General features: G+C 75.0%; 10 protein-coding genes. 8 read left to right on the top strand and 2 right to left on the bottom strand.

Annotated elements, in window-relative coordinates; translation table 11 throughout:
- The first annotated feature begins 4 nt into the window (after positions 1-4).
- The 5 genes from NQZ70_RS27025 (at position 5) to NQZ70_RS27005 (ending at position 10,571) form a co-directional block, all read left to right on the top strand.
- Positions 5-1,072, top strand: a complete 1,068-nt coding sequence (locus tag NQZ70_RS27025; RefSeq protein WP_129576786.1) for a tetratricopeptide repeat protein — start codon at positions 5-7, stop codon at positions 1,070-1,072.
- The gene (locus NQZ70_RS27020) at positions 1,072-2,088 is read left to right on the top strand and encodes a hypothetical protein (RefSeq protein ID WP_129576785.1); all 1,017 of its coding nucleotides are present in this window, start codon (positions 1,072-1,074) and stop codon (positions 2,086-2,088) included. Before NQZ70_RS27025 ends, NQZ70_RS27020 begins: the two co-directional genes overlap by 1 nt.
- A gap of 21 nt (positions 2,089-2,109) precedes the next feature.
- Positions 2,110-3,792 carry a serine/threonine-protein kinase gene (locus NQZ70_RS27015; protein ID WP_237244093.1) on the top strand — a complete coding sequence of 561 codons (1,683 nt, stop codon included), beginning with the start codon at positions 2,110-2,112 and terminating at the stop codon, positions 3,790-3,792.
- Positions 3,793-3,981: 189 nt separating this feature from the next.
- Positions 3,982-9,552 carry a hypothetical protein gene (locus tag NQZ70_RS27010; RefSeq protein ID WP_129576783.1) on the top strand — a complete coding sequence of 1,857 codons (5,571 nt, stop codon included), beginning with the start codon at positions 3,982-3,984 and terminating at the stop codon, positions 9,550-9,552.
- Positions 9,553-9,596: 44 nt separating this feature from the next.
- Positions 9,597-10,571, top strand: coding sequence for an LD-carboxypeptidase (locus NQZ70_RS27005; protein ID WP_129576782.1), 975 nt, complete (start codon positions 9,597-9,599; stop codon positions 10,569-10,571).
- A gap of 105 nt (positions 10,572-10,676) precedes the next feature.
- Here NQZ70_RS27005 and NQZ70_RS27000 read toward each other — a convergent pair whose 3' ends face one another.
- Positions 10,677-11,603: a lysophospholipid acyltransferase family protein gene (locus NQZ70_RS27000; RefSeq protein ID WP_129576781.1), complete on the bottom strand. Its 927-nt coding sequence runs from the start codon at positions 11,601-11,603 to the stop codon at positions 10,677-10,679.
- A 99-nt stretch (positions 11,604-11,702) separates the two neighbouring features.
- Between NQZ70_RS27000 and NQZ70_RS26995 the strand changes: the two genes are divergently transcribed.
- The 3 genes from NQZ70_RS26995 (at position 11,703) to NQZ70_RS26985 (ending at position 14,713) form a co-directional block, all read left to right on the top strand.
- Positions 11,703-12,668, top strand: coding sequence for an NAD-dependent epimerase/dehydratase family protein (locus NQZ70_RS26995; protein WP_129576780.1), 966 nt, complete (start codon positions 11,703-11,705; stop codon positions 12,666-12,668).
- Positions 12,669-12,678: 10 nt separating this feature from the next.
- A complete protein-coding gene (locus tag NQZ70_RS26990; protein WP_129576779.1) occupies positions 12,679-13,344 on the top strand; it encodes a bifunctional 2-polyprenyl-6-hydroxyphenol methylase/3-demethylubiquinol 3-O-methyltransferase UbiG in 666 nt (221 codons plus the stop codon).
- Between the two features lie 67 nt (positions 13,345-13,411).
- The gene (locus tag NQZ70_RS26985) at positions 13,412-14,713 is read left to right on the top strand and encodes a hypothetical protein (RefSeq protein ID WP_129576778.1); all 1,302 of its coding nucleotides are present in this window, start codon (positions 13,412-13,414) and stop codon (positions 14,711-14,713) included.
- Positions 14,714-14,781: 68 nt separating this feature from the next.
- Here NQZ70_RS26985 and NQZ70_RS26980 read toward each other — a convergent pair whose 3' ends face one another.
- Positions 14,782-15,768 (bottom strand): hypothetical protein, encoded by a 987-nt coding sequence (locus NQZ70_RS26980; RefSeq protein WP_207217488.1) that lies wholly within the window; start codon positions 15,766-15,768, stop codon positions 14,782-14,784.
- Positions 15,769-15,793 lie beyond the last annotated feature (25 nt).

The following is a 15,793-nucleotide window of genomic DNA, read 5'->3' as shown; positions in this document are numbered from 1 at the left end:
GGCCGTGACGAATCGCGCCGCGCGCCCGCCGCTCTCGATCGGTCCCGGGGCCGGGCGCATCGTCGTGCGCCTCGCCTGCGCGCTCGCGGCGACCTCGCTCGGCGCGCCGCCGGCGGCGGCCGCGCAGATGACCTCGCCGGCGCCGCTCGGCGCGCCCTCGCCGGCCGGCGCCGCGCCGCTGCCGCAGGCCAGCGCGCCGCAGGGCAGCGCGCCGGCCCGCTCCGCGGCGCCGCCGTCGCAGGAGTCGGCGGAGAAGCGGAGCCGCATCGAGGAAGCGACCGCGTTGCACGACGAGGCGCAGGGCCTCTACCAGCACGGCGAGTACCGCGCGGCCATCGCGAAGCTGAAGGCCGCGGTGGCGCTCGATCCCGAGGGGAAAGAGCTCATCTACAACCTGGCGGTCATCCACGAGCGGCTGGGCGAGATCGAGCAAGCCGAGCACTACTACCTTCGCTATCTCGAGATGGAGACCCTCCCGAAGGAGCGTGAGGAGGTCGCGGCGGTCCTCAAGCGGCTGCAGGGCGCGAAGCGGGAGCTCTCCAGCGCGAAGCCGCCGCCGCCGGCGCCCGCCCCGTCCGCGCAGGCCCCCGCGGCGCTGCCGTACCTGCCGCGCCTGCCGCGCCGCTCCGGGGCGGCGGGCGGCGCGAGGCCGTATGGCGCCTGGCTCTACGTCAGCGGAGGCATCGCTGCGGGGTCCCTCGTGGTCGGCGGCGTGTTCGCCGCCCTCGCCGTGGCGCGGGATCCCAGCTCCGGCGAGCGCACCGGCGGCGGCGTCTCGGTCGCCGATCTGCAGGCCGACGCGAGCGCCGCCCACCAGTGCGCCGTCGCCGCGGACGTCGCCCTGCTGGTCGCCGGACTCTCCGGCGCGGCGGCGCTTTACCTGTACCTGTCGCCGCGGGCCCCCGCGGCGAGCCCGCGCGCCTCCCGGCCGCTCTCGGCCGCCCTCAGGGGCGCCGCGATCCCGGGCCGCGACGGCGCTCCGCCCTCGCTCGGCGCCCGCGCAGGGGAGGAGGCGGCGCGCGTCAGCGTGTCGCTGGGCGCCGGGGGCGCCCGGCTGGAGGTGCAGTTCTGATGGTCCTCGGCGCCGCGGGGCGGAGGCTCGTCCGCGGGCTCTCGGCGCTCGCGTTGCTCGGCACCGGATGCGAGGTCCTCGTCGACGGGAAGCTGGAGACGGTGCGCTGCTCGGAGGAGGGCGCGATCGGACCCCCGGCGTGCCCCGAGGGCGCCGTCTGCAGCGACGGCGCCTGCGTCGACACGCAGCTCGAGCGCGCGCTCGGCGTCCCTTGCGACGATCACGACGGGTGCGGAACGCACGATTTCTGCCTCGATCCCACGCGGCTCGGCGACAAGGGGCCGAGCGTCTGCGCGCGCGCGTGCTGCACCTCGAGCGATTGCGATCCCGTCCGGGACGCGATCTGCTGGATCCCCGATGGCGGCGGGAGCGGCGTCTGTCGCATCGGTCGGGACGTAGGCCGGCCCGAGGTGGGGGCGCGCCTCTCCGGCGCGGCCTGCGCCTCGCCCGGCGAGTGCCGCTCTGGCATTTGCGACGAAGGCGTCTGCGTCGACACCTGCTGCTCGGACACCAACTGCGCGACGAACGGGGCGGCGTGCCGGCTCACGACGGACCTCGTCGCGGCCGGTTCGGCCTGGGCGTGCCAGCGCGTCGGCCCCGGCCAGGGCGGCTACCTCGATCCGTGCGAAAGGGACGCGGACTGCTCCTCCGGCCTCTGCGCCGACATCGGCGGGCCCCTCCGCTGCACGATCCCGTGCTGCTCCTCGGACATGTGCCCGGCCGCGCCCGACGACGCGATGCACAACGTCGGCTGCGCCGAGGTCGCGACCGGCGACGGCTCGACCGTCCGTGCGTGCGCGACGCTGCTGCCCGAGGACAGCATCGCCGCCGTCGGCGTCGCGTGCGACACGAACGAGGAGTGCCGGAGCGGCATGTGCGTCAAGCATCCTGAACAAACGCAGCGATTCTGTAGCGATGTCTGTTGCAGCGAGGCGTCCTGCGGCGATGTCTCGCTGTTCGGCTGTCGCCCTCCTGCTACGGGTCCGTCGTGGGCCTTGCGATGTGGGCCCAAGTGACGGACGATCACCCCCATCGCGGTGGTAGCTCCTACAGCTGACGGCCAGCTCTCCTCCAGCGCACCCGGATCGGCCGGCGAGCCCAGCCGGACGGCGCTGATTTGCCCGCGGTGCCACCACCTCGCGCCGGTCGCTCTGGACGCGAGGAGCTCGTCCAGCCTGCTCCCGCCCCCCGCCGGCGATCGCGCCTCCCAGACCGGTCCGTCCGCCAGGCTGCCGCGCTGCCCCCACGACGGCCTGGCCCTCGTGGGCCGCGATGCGCTCGCCGAGGCCGAGGGGGACCCGTTCCTGGGGATCACGATCGCGGATCGGTTCGTGGTCGTGGGCAAGCTCGGCGCCGGCTCGATGGGCACGGTGTACCGCGCGCGCCAGGAGGCGATGGGCCGCGACGTGGCCATCAAGATCCTGCGCTCGGACCGGGCCTTCGACGCGCAGGCCAAGGCCCGCTTCACGCGCGAGGCGCGCGCGATGAGCCTGCTCCGGTCGCCGCACACGGTCACCGTCTTCGATTTCGGCGAGATCGTCGACGACGCGACGGACGCCGCCTTCGGCCGCGGCCGCTCCGCGGAGCAGAGCTCGCCCGGGGACGGGCCGACGTGGAGCAACGGCTCGCTCTACCTCGCGATGGAGCTGCTGGAGGGCGAATCGCTCGGACAGCGGCTCAAGCGGCTCCGGCGCCTGCGCGTCGGCGACGCCGCCCGCTTCGCCCGGCACGCGCTCCTGTCGCTGGCCGAGGCGCACGACAAGGGGATCATCCACCGGGACCTCAAGCCGGACAACCTGTTCCTGGCGAGGCCCCCCGCGGGCGAGCACGAGGAGATCTGTAAGGTGCTCGACTTCGGCATCGCGAAGGTGATGACCGGCGCCGAGCGGCCGGTCGACGCCCTCGAGACCCAGGCGGGCACGGTGTTCGGAACGCCGCGCTACATGTCTCCGGAACAGGCGCAAGGCAAGCCCCTCGACGCGCGGAGCGACCTCTACTCGCTCGGCGTGCTGCTCTATCAGATGCTCGTCGGGCGGCCGCCGTTCATCGACGACGACGCGGTCGTCGTGATGGCGAGGCACATCAAGTCGGCGCCGGCGCCGGCGATCGAGGCGGCGCCGGACGCCGGGATACCGCCGTCGCTCTCCGAGCTCCTGCAGCGCGCGCTGGCCAAGCGGCCCGAGGAGCGGCCGCGGAGCGCGCAGGAGTTCATCGCGGAGCTCGATCGCGCGATGGACGAGGCGAGGCCGAGCCTGCGCCGCGAGCGCCCCGCCCCGGCGCAGCCGGCCGAGGTCGGCGCGACCAGCGAGCTGCTCGCGGTCGTGGGCGACGGCGTGGACGCATCGCAGCCGCCGAGCACGTCGCGCCCCGCGCCGCGGAGGCGCACCTCGCGCGTTGCCGCCGGGACGGTCGCCCTGTCCCTGATCGTGACGGTGCTCGCCGTGCGCGAGCTCCGCCGACCCGCCGACGGCGGCGTGCGCAGGCTAGAGAAGGGGGTGGCGCTGGAAGCCAGGGCGCTCGCGGGCGCGATCGCGCGCCCGGCCCCGCCTCCCGCCGCGCTGCCCGCCGCGCCGGCCGCAGCGGCGGCGCCGCCGCCGGCCCCCGCGCCGCTCCCCACGACCGCCGCCAGCGCGGCTCACGAGCCCGCGAGCGCTCCCTCGGGGCCGGCGCCGAAGCGCAGGCCGTCGCAGTCGCGCAAGCCCTATGTGAAATTCGACTGATGACGGCACGCGCGCGGCGTCCGCGTCCGCGCACGCCGCGCGCGCGGACGCGGACGCCGGAAACCGCTCGTCGACGTGGGCCCGCGGGCGCGAGAAGCAGCGGCGACCTTTCGCGAATGGGGCCGAGAGTCGCTGTACGAGCCGGAGGCTAACGTGTAACTTCGCCGCGCACCGATGGATCCCCGGGAGATGGAAACGCTCATCCAGCGCCTCGTCACGAATCCGCATGACGGGGAGGCCCTGGCGTATGCGCACCGAGCCGGGGAGCAGGACCCGCGCTCGTACGCCATGCTGCTCGAGCGCGTCGGCAGCTCCACCGCGGATCCGTCGTACGCAGCGCACTGGCTGAGCGAGGCGGCGAACGTGTGGTCGACCACGATCGGCGACGCGCACCACGCCGCGCGGACGCTCATGATCGCCATCGACAAGGACCCGACGCAGCGGACGGCGGCCGAGCGGCTGGCGCAGCTCTACCGCGACAAGGGCGATCAGAAGGCGCTCGTCGCGCTCCTGGAGCGGCTCGTGAAGGCGCTCACGCCGCTGCTCTTCGAGCGGCCCGAGGTGCGCGCGCAGCTCTCGACGCTCCACGAGGAGCTCGGCCGGCTGTGGGGCGAGCCCCCGCTGTCCCGGCCGGAGCGCGCCCTGGAGAACTGGCGCCGCCTCGCGGAGCTCGATCCGCACAACGTCTACGCGATCTACGCCGCGCGCGAGCTCTTGAAGGCCCAGCAGCAGTACGCCGAGGCGATCCCGTACTTCGCGATGGAGCAGGCGCTCATCGACGACCCGGAGCGGCGGCTCGCCCTGCTGCGCGACGAGGCCGACGTCCGGCGCCGCGCGGGCGACCTCGCCGGCTCCACGGTGGCGCTGCGGAGCGCGCGCGCGTTCGTGCCGCACGACGTGGGGCTGATCCAGGCGCTCGGCGTCGCCATCGTGGAGCGCATCGAGGCTGGAGAGCCGGTGCCGCAGCCGGAGAGGGACGAGGCGGCGGAGCTCTTCGTCGCGCTCGCGGAGACGTACGACGGGGAGTACGGCTACTCGTACTCGGTGTACGCGCTCCGCGCGCTGCCGGGGCACGACCGCGCGATGCAGCTCGCCGATCATTACGGAAAGCAGCTGGGCCGCACCGCCGAGCTCCGCCCGCGCTACCTCGCCTACCTCCAGGTGAACCCGAACGGGTTCATGGCGGCCGAGGCGCGCAAGCGGGCGTCCGTGCTGCCGCCCCCGCCGCGGCTGCCGTCGATGCCCGCGCCGATCCCCGCCCCGGCGCGGGCGCCCTCGGCGCCGCCCACCTCGGCCGCGGCTCCCGGGCGGGCGCCCTCGGCGCCGCCTGTGCCCCCCTCCAGCGTGCCTTCGCCGCTCTCGGCCGCGGCCGCGGCGGAGCTGGTCCAGCCGGCCGTGGCCGCGTTCGCGCCGGCCGTGGCCGCGTTCGCGCCGGCAGCCGCGGCCCCGGACGTGCCGGCGTCGCTGCGGAGCGCCGCCGCGCCGAGGTCCGGCCCGGCGCAGGCCGCGCCCGGCTCCGCGCCGGCTCCTCTCTCGCCCGACGCCTCGGCCGCGCCGGAGCCGCCGCCGCTCGCGGGCGACGAGGCGACCCAGCCCCGGAAGCCGCTGCCGCTCGCCAGGCTGCGCGAGGTGCTCAAGGCCGAGCCCGCCAACGTGGACGCGCTGGCGCAGCTCGAGGAGCACCTCCGCCAGAAGCGCATGTTCGCCGAGCTGCGCGACGTCCTGCTCGCGGCGGCGCGCGTCCCCACGGCCCCCGTCGAGCGCCGGCAGGCGCAGCTGCGCGAGGTCGCGGGGCTGTGCGAGGCGCAGCTGCGCGACGTCGACACGGCGGTCCAGGCCTTCCGGCTGCTCTCCGAGCTCGATCCCGGCGACGCGCAGGCCCAGGCCGAGCTGCGGCGGCTGCTCGAGCGGAGCTCCCGCTGGGACGACCTCGCCGCGCTGCTCGAGCAGGAGGCCGCGGCGATCCCGGACGTCGCGCAGAAGATCGAGATCGAGAAGAAGCTCGTCTCGCTCCACGAGCAGAAGCGCCGCGATCCCATCGCGGCCGCGGAGGCGTGGGTGCGCGTCGCGAGCCTGTCGCCCGAGGACGGCACGGCGGTCCAGTCCGCGGTCAAGCTCTTCGAGCGGGGCGAGCGGTTCGACCTCGCCGCGCGCGTCCTCGCCGACGCGGCCTCCCGGTTCCAGGACAAGCTCACCCGCGGGCCGCTCCTCCAGAAGCTCGGCGAGCTCCGGAGCCGGCTCGACGAGCCGGGCGCCGCGGGCGACGCCTACAGCCAGGCGGCCGAGCTCCTGCGGCAGCCGAAGCTGTGGGAGCTCGCGGAGAAGGCTTACATCGCGGCGGGCCGGCTCGTCGAGGCGGCGAGGGCGATCTGCGAGCGCGCCCTGCTCGCCGACCGCAAGGCGCGCCCGGCGCTGTTCGTCCAGGCCGCGGAGCTGCTCCTCAGCGCGGGCGATGTCGAGGGCGCGCTCGACCGGGTCGAGCGCGCGATCGAGATCGACCCCGTGAGCGACGCCTGCGCCCCCGCGATCGAGGACCTCTACCGGCGCACGAACCGCCTGCCCGAGCTCGTGCGGTTCCTCCTTGGCCGCGCCGAGCTGCTCGGCGACCGGGCGGCGCGCGTCGCGGCGCGGCGTGCCGCCGCGGCGGCGCAGCGCGAGCTCGGCGATCGCGACGGGGAGCGCGCGACGCTCGCGCTCCTGCTCTCCGACGGCGAGGACGCCGAGGCGCTCGCGCGGCTCGCCGACGACGCCGGCGAGCGCGGCGATGTCCAGCTCGGCGCCGAGCTCCTCCACCGGCTCGGCGCGCTCACGGACAGCGAGCCCGGCAAGATCTCGCTCGCCCTGCGCGAGGCGCGCATGCTCGCGGAGGGGTCCGGCGATCTCGAGGGGGCGCTCGCGCGCTACGAGATGGTCGTCACCGACCTCGATCCGCAGAACCGGATCGCGCTCCGGGGGATCGCCGAGCTGGAGGAGCGGCGCGGCAACCTGCGGGGCGTCGCCGGCGCGCTCGAGCGCGAGCTCGCGTTCGTCGACGGCCCCGATCGGCTCGACATCGCGCAGCGGCTCGCCGCGCTCTACGAGGGCCCGCTCGACGATCCGCACGGCGCCGCCAGGGTGCTCGAGATCGTCCACGCCGCCGAGCCGGACGACCTCGACGCGATCGCGCGGCTCCAGCGGCTCGCCGAGCGCCTGAACGACTGGCCGAAGGTCGCGCGCCTCCTCGCGGCGCTGATCGAGGTGGAGGGCGACGAGGACGAGGCGTCGAAGATGACCCGCCGCCTCGCCGAGATCCTGGACCAGACGCTCGGCAGGAGCGACGAGGCGATAACGCTCCTGGAGCGGCTCGCCGATCAGGGCGACGAGCCGAGCCGGGAGGCGTACGTCGCGCTCGGCGATCGGCTCGGGTGGAAGGGGCTCGTCGCGGCCAAGCTGGTCGCCTGGAACGAGTCGATCGCGCGCGCGGGGCGCGATCTCGCCCTGCGCGGCGCCTTCGACAGGTTCGTGGAGGTGGGCTACCACCGCGACGCCGCGCGCGTGGGGGTGGAGCTCGCGCGGTCGCGCACCGCCGACGCCGGCCTCGCGGAGCGGCTTGAGGCGATCGCGGTGGGGCTCCAGGATCGCGAGGCCCTCGCCGTCGCGCACGAGCTCCGCGCCAGGGATCTCTCGGGGATCGCCCGCGCGGCCGAGCTCGTGCGGCAGGCCGAGGTCCGGGTCGCCGTGGGCGCCGATCCGCTGGAGTCCATCCACCACGGCGAGGGCGCGCTGGCGAGCGTGCCCACCGCCGAGGTCGAGCCGCTGCTCCAGCGGCTCGCGGCCCTGGCCGAGGCCCCGAGCCTCATCATCGATCTCTTCGAGCGCCAGGTGAGCCGGTGCCGCACGCCGGCCGATCGCCTCGCGGCGCTCGTCCGCGCCGCCCAGATCGCCTGCGAGCGCGGCGCCATCGATCGGGCGAGGAGCTTCTTCGAGCTGGCCCTGGGCGGCGGCGTCCAGGAGGAGACGATCGCCACGCTCGAGCAGGTGGCGCGGGACGACGACGCGCGGTCGCAGTCGACCGCGCTGCGCACGATCCTCGCCGACGCGCTCGCCGTCGGCGGCCAGGGCTCGCGCGACGGCGGCCGCACCCGGGCGGCGCTGCTGCGCCGCGCGGCCACGATCGCCTACCAGGACCTCGGCGACGTCGACCGCGCGTTCGGCTGGCTCGGCGACGCCGTGCTCGCGCAGGTCGACGACGCGTCGCTCGACGCGCTCGAGGCGCTCGGGCGCGCGGTGGGCGACCTGCCCCGCGTCGGCGCGACGCTGAACCGCGCGCTGGACGAGGTGTTCGACGGCCCGCTCGTGCGCAAGCTCCTCCAGCGGCGAGCCAGGCTGCGCCGCGACGTGCTCGGCGACCGGCCGGGCGCCGCGGCGGATCTGAAGAAGCTCCACGACCTGTCGCCCTCGGACCAGGACGTGATGAACGAGCTGTCCGGCCTGCTGCAGGAGCTCGGCGATCATCGCGGCATGATCCAGCTGTACGAGGACCAGATCCTCCGCGGCCGCGATCCGGCGCAGCGGGCGGAGCTCGCGAGGAAGGTGGCGCGCCTCTGGGAGGACGAGCTCGGCGACGGGCGGGAGGCGGCGGACGCGTGGCGCCGCGTCCTCCGCATGAAGGCGGGCGATCCGGAGGCGACGGCGGGCCTGGAGCGGGCGAAGGCCGGCAAGCTCAAGCGCACCCCGCCGCCGCCCGTGCTGCCGACCCGGCCGCCGGGCCTGCCCCTGACCGAGCCGCCGCTCGCGCCCCGGGTGCCGGCGCTCGACGTCCCCGGCGCGGAGATCGTCGCTGCCGTGGCGGTCAGCAACGGCTACGCGGGCGGCGAGATGCACGCCGGCGCCGAGGCGCCGCCGGCGGACGGCCCCGCGGTGGCCGGCCCGGAGGCGCTGGAGGGCGCGCCGGAGCCGCAGGCCGAGGCGTACGGCGCCGCGTCGCTCGCGGCGGCCGAGGGCGAGGCGAGCCGCGGCGCTGTCGACGCCTACGCGGCGCCGCCCGAGGGGCAGGAGCTTCCTCCGGAGGGCGCCGAGCACGTTGCGACGCCCGCGGCCCCCGACGCGTCCGCGTTCGCTGCGCCGGGGTCGGATCTCGACGGCTATGCGGCGGCGCCGGCCCACGGCGGCGACTACGCGGCGCCGGCGGTATACGGCGGCGACTACGCGGCGCCGGCCTACGACTACGCGGCGCCGGCCCAGGGCGGCGACTACGCGGCGCCGGCCCAGGGCGGCGACTACGCGGCGCCGGCCCAGGGCGGCGACTACGCGGCGCCGGCCCAGGGCGGCGACTACGCGGCGCCGGCCCAGGGCGGCGACTACGCGGCGCCGGCCTACGGCAGCGACTACGCGGCGCCGGCCTACGGCAGCGACTACGCGGCGCCGCCGCCCTACGGCGGCATCGGCGACGGCGGAGAGGCCTACGGGGCGGAGGCGCCCGCGTCCGCAGATCCTGCGCAGGCGCCCGCATCCGCAGGCCCCAGGTCCGCTGCTCCCGCGTCCGCGGCCCCTGCGCCGGCATCCGCAGCCCCCACGCACCCTGTCGCGCCGCCGCCGTCGTTCGCGGCGCCCTCCGTGGCTCCGCCCCTTCCCCCGCCGCTGCCGGCAGCGGCGGCCGGGGCCGCGCTCCGGCCGTCGGTCAACCCGCCGCCGCCGCCCCTGCCTGCCTCCCACGACATCGATATCGACGAGGACGCGGAAGACGTGGAGTTCCTCGACGACGACGCCGGCGCTCCGTAGCCGCGCAACGGAGAGCGATTGAGCCACAGAGGCACAGGGGCGACGTGCCCTCTCTGATCCTCCCCCCGGCGCTCCGACCGGGCGATACCGTCGCCGTGATCGCCCCCTCCAGCCCGTTCGAGCACGTCCTCGCGCGGGTCGGCCTCGGCTGGCTGGCCCAGCGCTACCGCGTGCTCTTCGACACCGGCGGGGGCCCTCCGCTCGCCGGCGACAGCCGCAGGGGCGGGGAGCCGTCGCTCTCGGCGCCCTCCAGCCGCGGGCTGTTCGCGCGGACCGGTTACCTCGCCGGCAGCGACGCGCGGAGGATGGACGAGCTCGCCCGCGCGCTGTCGCACCCCGACGTGCGCGCCATCTTCGCGGCCCGCGGCGGCTACGGCGCGAACCGCTTCGTCCACCGGCTCGACTGGAGCGTCCTCGCCGAGCGCCCTCGCTGGATCGTCGGCTTCTCCGACGTCACCGCCCTGCACGTCGAGGCCGCGCGCGCCGGCGTCGCGTCGCTCCACGGCGCCCACGTCGCCGCGCTCGGCCGCGGCGACGCCCGCGCCCGCGCCGCGCTGCTCCGCGCCCTCGAAGATCCGCTGGGCGAGCGCCGCTTCGATGGCCTGACCACGCTGCGCGCCGGCGCCGCCGAGGGGCCGCTCTTCGGCGGCAACCTCGCCCTGCTCCACGCCTGCGCCGCGGCCGGCCGCCTGCGCGTGCCGGACGGGTGCGTCCTCCTGCTCGAGGACGTCACCGAGCGGCCCTACCGTATCGATCGCATGCTCGCGACGCTGGAGGTCGGCGGCCACCTCGCGCCGGCCGCGGCGGTGGTCCTCGGCGACTTCGAGCAGTGCCACCCGGGCCCGGACGGCGTCACCGTGGACGAGGTCCTCCGCGACAGGCTGCTTCCGCTGGGCGTCCCCGTCGTCGCCGGGCTGCCGATCGGCCACGGCCTGCGCAACGAGCCCGCCATCCTCGGCGGCCGCGCGCGCGTCCTCTCGCTCGGCCCCGAGGCCGTGGTCACGCTGGCGGGCGCCTGAGCGCCCGCCGCGCCGGCGCGCGCCCGCGCGCCTCGGGCCGCGCGGGCGCGCGCCCGCGCGCCCGCGCGCCTCGGGCCGCGCGGGCGCGCGCCTCGGGCCGCGCGGTCACCAGAAGACGCTCTTCCGCTCCTTCAGCCCGCGGTTCAGCATCGACTGGATCCGGCCCTTCACGAGGGCGACCTTCTCCTGGATCACCGCGTCGTCGTCGTCGGGGTCGCCGTGGAACGTCATGGGCTCGCCGAAGTAGATCCGGTATCGCGTCGGCAGCGGCAGCTGGCCGCCGGGGATCAGCAGCTGAGGGATGACGGGGAATGTCGGCATCCCGAGCGCCTTCGACACCGACTCCAGGTTGCCGAGCGAGATGTACTGCTCCTCGCCCCCGATGACGGCGATGGGCACGATCGGCGTGTCGGTCTCGAGCGCGAGCCGCATGAACCCGAGCCCGAAATCGAGCAGCTGATACCGGCTCGAGAACCCCTTCGAGATCCCGCGCGTCCCCTCCGGGAACACAAGGATCGCCGCGCCCATGTCGAGCAGCCGCCGCGCGTTCTCGGGCACGCCGACCACCTGGCCCACGCGCGAGAAGAACGTCGCCACGAACGGCAGGGTCTGCGTCCACTTCTCGACCATGCTCCGCATCACCCGCGGCGGCTCCGCGTCGAGGAACAGCGAGGCCGCGATGAGCATGCCGTCGAACGGGAGCTGGCCGGAGTGGTTGGCGATCAAGAGGACCCGGCCGGTCGGGACGCGCTCGATGCCGAACACCTCGGTCCGGAAATAGAAGCGGTGAAAGAACGCCGCGACCCCGACCGCGTACTTCGCCCACTCGCGGTCGAGCCCGAACGGGTCCACGCCGTCCGCGGCGTGCGGCAGCGCGACCCGGCGCAGCCGGTCCTCGAAGTCCTGACCGAGCAGCCGGATGGTCGCGTCGTCGATCGTGCCGCGCAGGCTGTCGACCCCCAGGCGCGCGAGCGGCAGCGCGCTGTGGGAGACGAAGTGACTCAGCCTGGCGAGCGTCGTTCTGCTGGCCATGGGCGCGGCACGATAGCAAACCTCGCGTGGGACTGCACCGCAGGAAGGGCTTGACCATCGGCCTCCTCGAAGCGACCGTCAGCTCCGATGAGCGAACGCATGCTCGGTCGAGCCCGCCGCCCCGGCGCCGACACCGATCCGTCCCTCCGGCCCATCCTCATCACCGGCATCTGCGGCCGTCTCGGACGGCGGCTGGCGCGGCGTCTGCACCGCGAGCGGCGCGTGATCGGCGTCGACCGGCGCAGCTTCGACGGCCGCCCCAAGGACATCGAGCATCACCAGATCGATATCCGCCGCAAGAAGACCCAGGACATCTTCCGGCAGGAGCAGCTCGCCGCCGTGGTCCACCTCGGGGTCATGCACGACCCGCGGGCCAGCCAGATGGAGCACCACAGCTGGAACCTCGCCGGCTTCCAGCGGCTGCTCGAGTTCGTCGCGCAGTACGACGTGCCCAAGCTCATCGTCCTGTCGAGCGCGAACGCCTACGGGCCGCGCCCGGACAACCCGCAGTTCATCACCGAGGACGCGCCGCTGCTCGGCGGCGCGTCGTTCAGCGAGATCCGCGACCTCATCGAGGTCGACATGCTGGCGCAGTCGTTCTTCTGGAAGCACCCGCAGACCGAGACCGTCATCCTCCGGCCGGTCCACATCCTCGGCTCCGTGCGCAACGCGCCGTCGAACTACCTCCGGCTCAACGTCATCCCGACGCTCCTCGGCTTCGACCCGATGGTGCAGGTCATCCACCAGGACGACGTGGTCTCCGCGATCGTCGCGGCGCTCCGCCCGGGCGTGCGCGGGATCTTCAACCTCGCGGGGCCGGCGCCGCTGCCGCTCTCGCGCGTCATCGACATGACCGGGCGCGCGCGCGCCGCGATCCCTCACTTCGTGATGCAGACGATCATCCCGCGGCTCTGGCGGTTCCGGGCGACCTCGTTCCCGGCCCCCGAGCTCGATCACATCCGCTACGTGTGCATGGTCGACGACCGGCGGGCGCGCGAGCTCCTCGGCTACACGCACCAGCACGACATCCAGGAGACCGTCCAGGCGGTCGACGACATCACCTGAAGAGCGCGTCATGAAGCGAGCGACCCGCATCGAGCGCCTCGTCGACTACTACGAGGACTTCGCGCCCGACTACGTCTCCACCTGGAAGGACATCCAGCACTACGAGAAGCCCGTGCGCGCGTTCCTGCGCGAGGCCGTCCCCGAGGGGGGCCGCGTGCTCGACGCGGGCTGCGGTCCGGGCCACCTCACGCGCGATCTCCCGCCGTCCGTCGACGTCGTGGGCTTCGACATCGCCGAGCGGATGCTCGAGATCGCCCGCAAGAAGCGCCCCCACGGCGCCTACCACCGGCACGACTACCACGCCCCGATCCCCCGCTCGTGGGGGCGGTTCGACGTCGCGCTCGCCCTCGGGACGCTTGAGTTCTGCGACGATCTCGCGCTCGTCCTCAAGAACCTCGCCGGCGCGCTGCGCTCCGGCGGCCGGATGCTGGTGAGCATCGTCGAGCGCAGGCCGCACGTCAGGATGCACGAGCGCGCCGCGCGCCCGCTCTCCGACGTCGAGCTGTCCGGCGTGAGCATGTATCTTTACACCTTCGCCGAGCAGACAGACGCCATCCTGCGCGCGGGCCTGCTCCCGCGCAGCTACCGGCTGCACCCGGGCTGGCGACACACCGAGTACGACGTCGACGTGCTCTACGCCCTCTGGGATCTCGAGGCCTCGAGCGGCGGCCGGTGATGCGCCTGGGACATGGCGGCGAGCCTTTCCGCGCCGCGCCGTCCGCGGTAGAGAGAGCGACGGTGCGATGGGAGTGAAGCTCGGGGGCGCCTTCCTGACCTGCGCGATGGGGCCTTTGCACCAGGCCGGCGCGTGCATCCAGGCCAGCCGGGTGCCGGACGGGCTCCGGGAGCTCGCCCCGGAGGGGCTCCTCGGCGGCTTCCAGCGCGGGATCGAGCAGGCGGCGAAGCTCGCCGGCGTCCGCAAGGAGGACGTCGAGCGCCTCCTCCCCATGGACGACGTGCGCGCGACGATGGAGCGGCTCGGCGACAGCCAGACCGAGGCCGTGGTCGCGTGGGACGTCTACGCGGGGCGCATCGGCGGGCTGCTCGAGGGGGTCGCCGAGGTGACCAACCACGGGCAGGCGCCGGACGTGAGCTTGTGCCTGGAGCGGCTGGCGAACAAGGTCCGGCGCGATCGCCCGTTCGCGGAGCCGCTGCAGGCGCTCGCGGAGGACGTGTCGCAATGGCAGGCGATGATCGGCCGCTGCCGCAAGCTGCTCGACGAGAGCGGCGGCGGCGCGCTCGCCAAGGCGTACCGCCGCCGGCAGATCCGCAAGCTCGCCTCGATCGCGGTCTCGGCGCTCGTGATCGTGGCGGCGCTCTCGGTGATCGTGCGGGTCCAGACCGCCCGCAAGCGCGTCGACGCGCTCCTCGCGCGCCCGGACGTGTGCGCCGCCCGTGAGATCTCGCAGGACGATCTCGGCCGCGCGGCGAGCGACCAGCAGCGGCGCGTCGCCGAGCGGATCGAGCAGTGCGCCGAGGTGGAGGCCCGCGAGGCGCGCGAGCGCGAGGAGCGGGAGCGCGCCGAGGAGAGGGCGCGCGAGGAGCAGCGGCGCCGCGCGGAGCGCGACGAGAAGTGCGCCGCGCTCGCCGTGCGGTTCAAGGCGGGGGCGTTCTCGGAGGAGGACGGCAAGATCGCCGGCGTGAGCAACGATCTGCTCCGGCGGATCGCGCAGCGCAGGCTCCTCGCCACGGACGTCGGGCCGACCGGCCCGGCGCTGCCGTGCGAGGGCGCGCGCGGCGGCGACGAGCTGCGCGCGGCGTTCGCGGAGGCCTTGCTCGCGTCGGTCTGGACGTGGGTGCCGTCCGCCGATCCCGGGCCGAAGCTCGGCGAGGTGCTCGCGGCGCGCAGCGCGGAGCTGCCCCCGCGCGCGCGGACGATGCTGTCGTCCCGCACCGTGCACGAGTCCAAGCGGGCCATCGTGTCGGGCGATCCGGCCGCGCTCGGGAGGGCGTCGCGCCTGTGCGCGCTCACGGCCAAGCTCGAGGTCGCGAGCGGCGCCGGGTGCGCGGCGCTGGAGAGGCTCGCCGTCAAGCCGGCGCCGTGAGGTGGTGAGGGAAGGGGAGCCGGAGGAGAGCGCGGGCGCGACGATGGGCGTCGCGCCCGCGGGGATGCCTACTTCTTGAAGGCGGGGATCGACTCCGAGTCGAGCACGCACACGAAGGCGACGGGGTCGCACTTCACCTTGAGGTCCGGGGAGATGCCAGAGAGCGGATCCTGGCAGATGGATTCGTCCCCCTTGCCCGTGGGGAGCGGCTCGCCTTCGGGATCGGGGTTCTCGCCGTAGACCTGGCAGTCGACGATCGGCCACACCCCGACGACCTTGTACCTCGCCGAGCAGCTCTCTTCCGAGTACGTGACTTCAGCCTCGAACTGATTCCCGAGGTTGGCAGCCGTCACGTACAGGCGCACGTTGCTCCACTCGAGCTTGCGCGGCCCCGGCTCGAGCGTCGGCTCGCCGCCGCCGCCAGCGCCGCCGTCACCAGCGCCGCCCTCGCCGCCAGCGCCGCCGTCACCAGCGCCGCCAGCGCCGCCGTCACCAGCGCCGCCAGCGCCGCCAGCGCCGCCGTCACCAGCACCGCCAGCGCCGCCGTCACCAGCGCCGCCGGCACCGCCCTCGCCGCCGGCACCGCCGTCGCCAGCGCCGCCCTCGCCGCCCTCGCCAGAGGGCAGCACCACCACCTCGGCAGGAGCGAGCGACGACACCGTACAGATCTCGTTGTCATCCGGCTCGATCGACGTGAAGAACCCGACCGCGAACGGGTTCAGGTCCGGGTTCGGGTCGACCGTGGCGCCGCCGCGGGCCCAGCCGCCAAACTCCTCGGTCTGGATCGCGACGAGCTTCCTGTCGCTGTCGGGGATCTGGTCACCGTTCTCGTCGGGGTTGTACGCCTCCATCCCGACGCGCTCGACCGTTCCAGCCTTCCGGCCGCAGGGGCTCTCCTCATCCCCCTCGATCAGCGTGAACTTCGCCGCGAACGGGGATACGAGCGCGGTGCCGACCGTGCATTCGGGCTTGGGCTGCGAGCAGCCCGGTGAGAGCGCCGCGAGCGGTGAGAGCGCCGCGAGCCCCGCCATCCAAACAAGCCTTCGCCTCTTCATCGCTTGCTTCCTTTCACGCGCGCGC

Source organism: Sorangium sp. So ce836, from assembly GCF_028553905.1.
Taxonomy (GTDB): domain Bacteria; phylum Myxococcota_A; class Polyangia; order Polyangiales; family Polyangiaceae; genus Sorangium; species Sorangium cellulosum_D.
The sequence above is the reverse complement of the archived record's forward strand: the minus strand, read 5'-3'. Positions and strand labels throughout refer to the sequence as shown.

Coding starts and splice junctions, on each gene's coding strand:
- NQZ70_RS27010 (WP_129576783.1), top strand. CDS start 3,982: ATGGAAACGCTCATCCAGCGCCTCGTCACGAATCCGCATGACGGGGAG.
- NQZ70_RS27000 (WP_129576781.1), bottom strand. CDS start 11,603: ATGGCCAGCAGAACGACGCTCGCCAGGCTGAGTCACTTCGTCTCCCAC.
- NQZ70_RS26995 (WP_129576780.1), top strand. CDS start 11,703: ATGCTCGGTCGAGCCCGCCGCCCCGGCGCCGACACCGATCCGTCCCTC.
- NQZ70_RS26980 (WP_207217488.1), bottom strand. CDS start 15,768: ATGAAGAGGCGAAGGCTTGTTTGGATGGCGGGGCTCGCGGCGCTCTCA.
- NQZ70_RS26985 (WP_129576778.1), top strand. CDS start 13,412: ATGGGAGTGAAGCTCGGGGGCGCCTTCCTGACCTGCGCGATGGGGCCT.
- NQZ70_RS27020 (WP_129576785.1), top strand. CDS start 1,072: ATGGTCCTCGGCGCCGCGGGGCGGAGGCTCGTCCGCGGGCTCTCGGCG.
- NQZ70_RS26990 (WP_129576779.1), top strand. CDS start 12,679: ATGAAGCGAGCGACCCGCATCGAGCGCCTCGTCGACTACTACGAGGAC.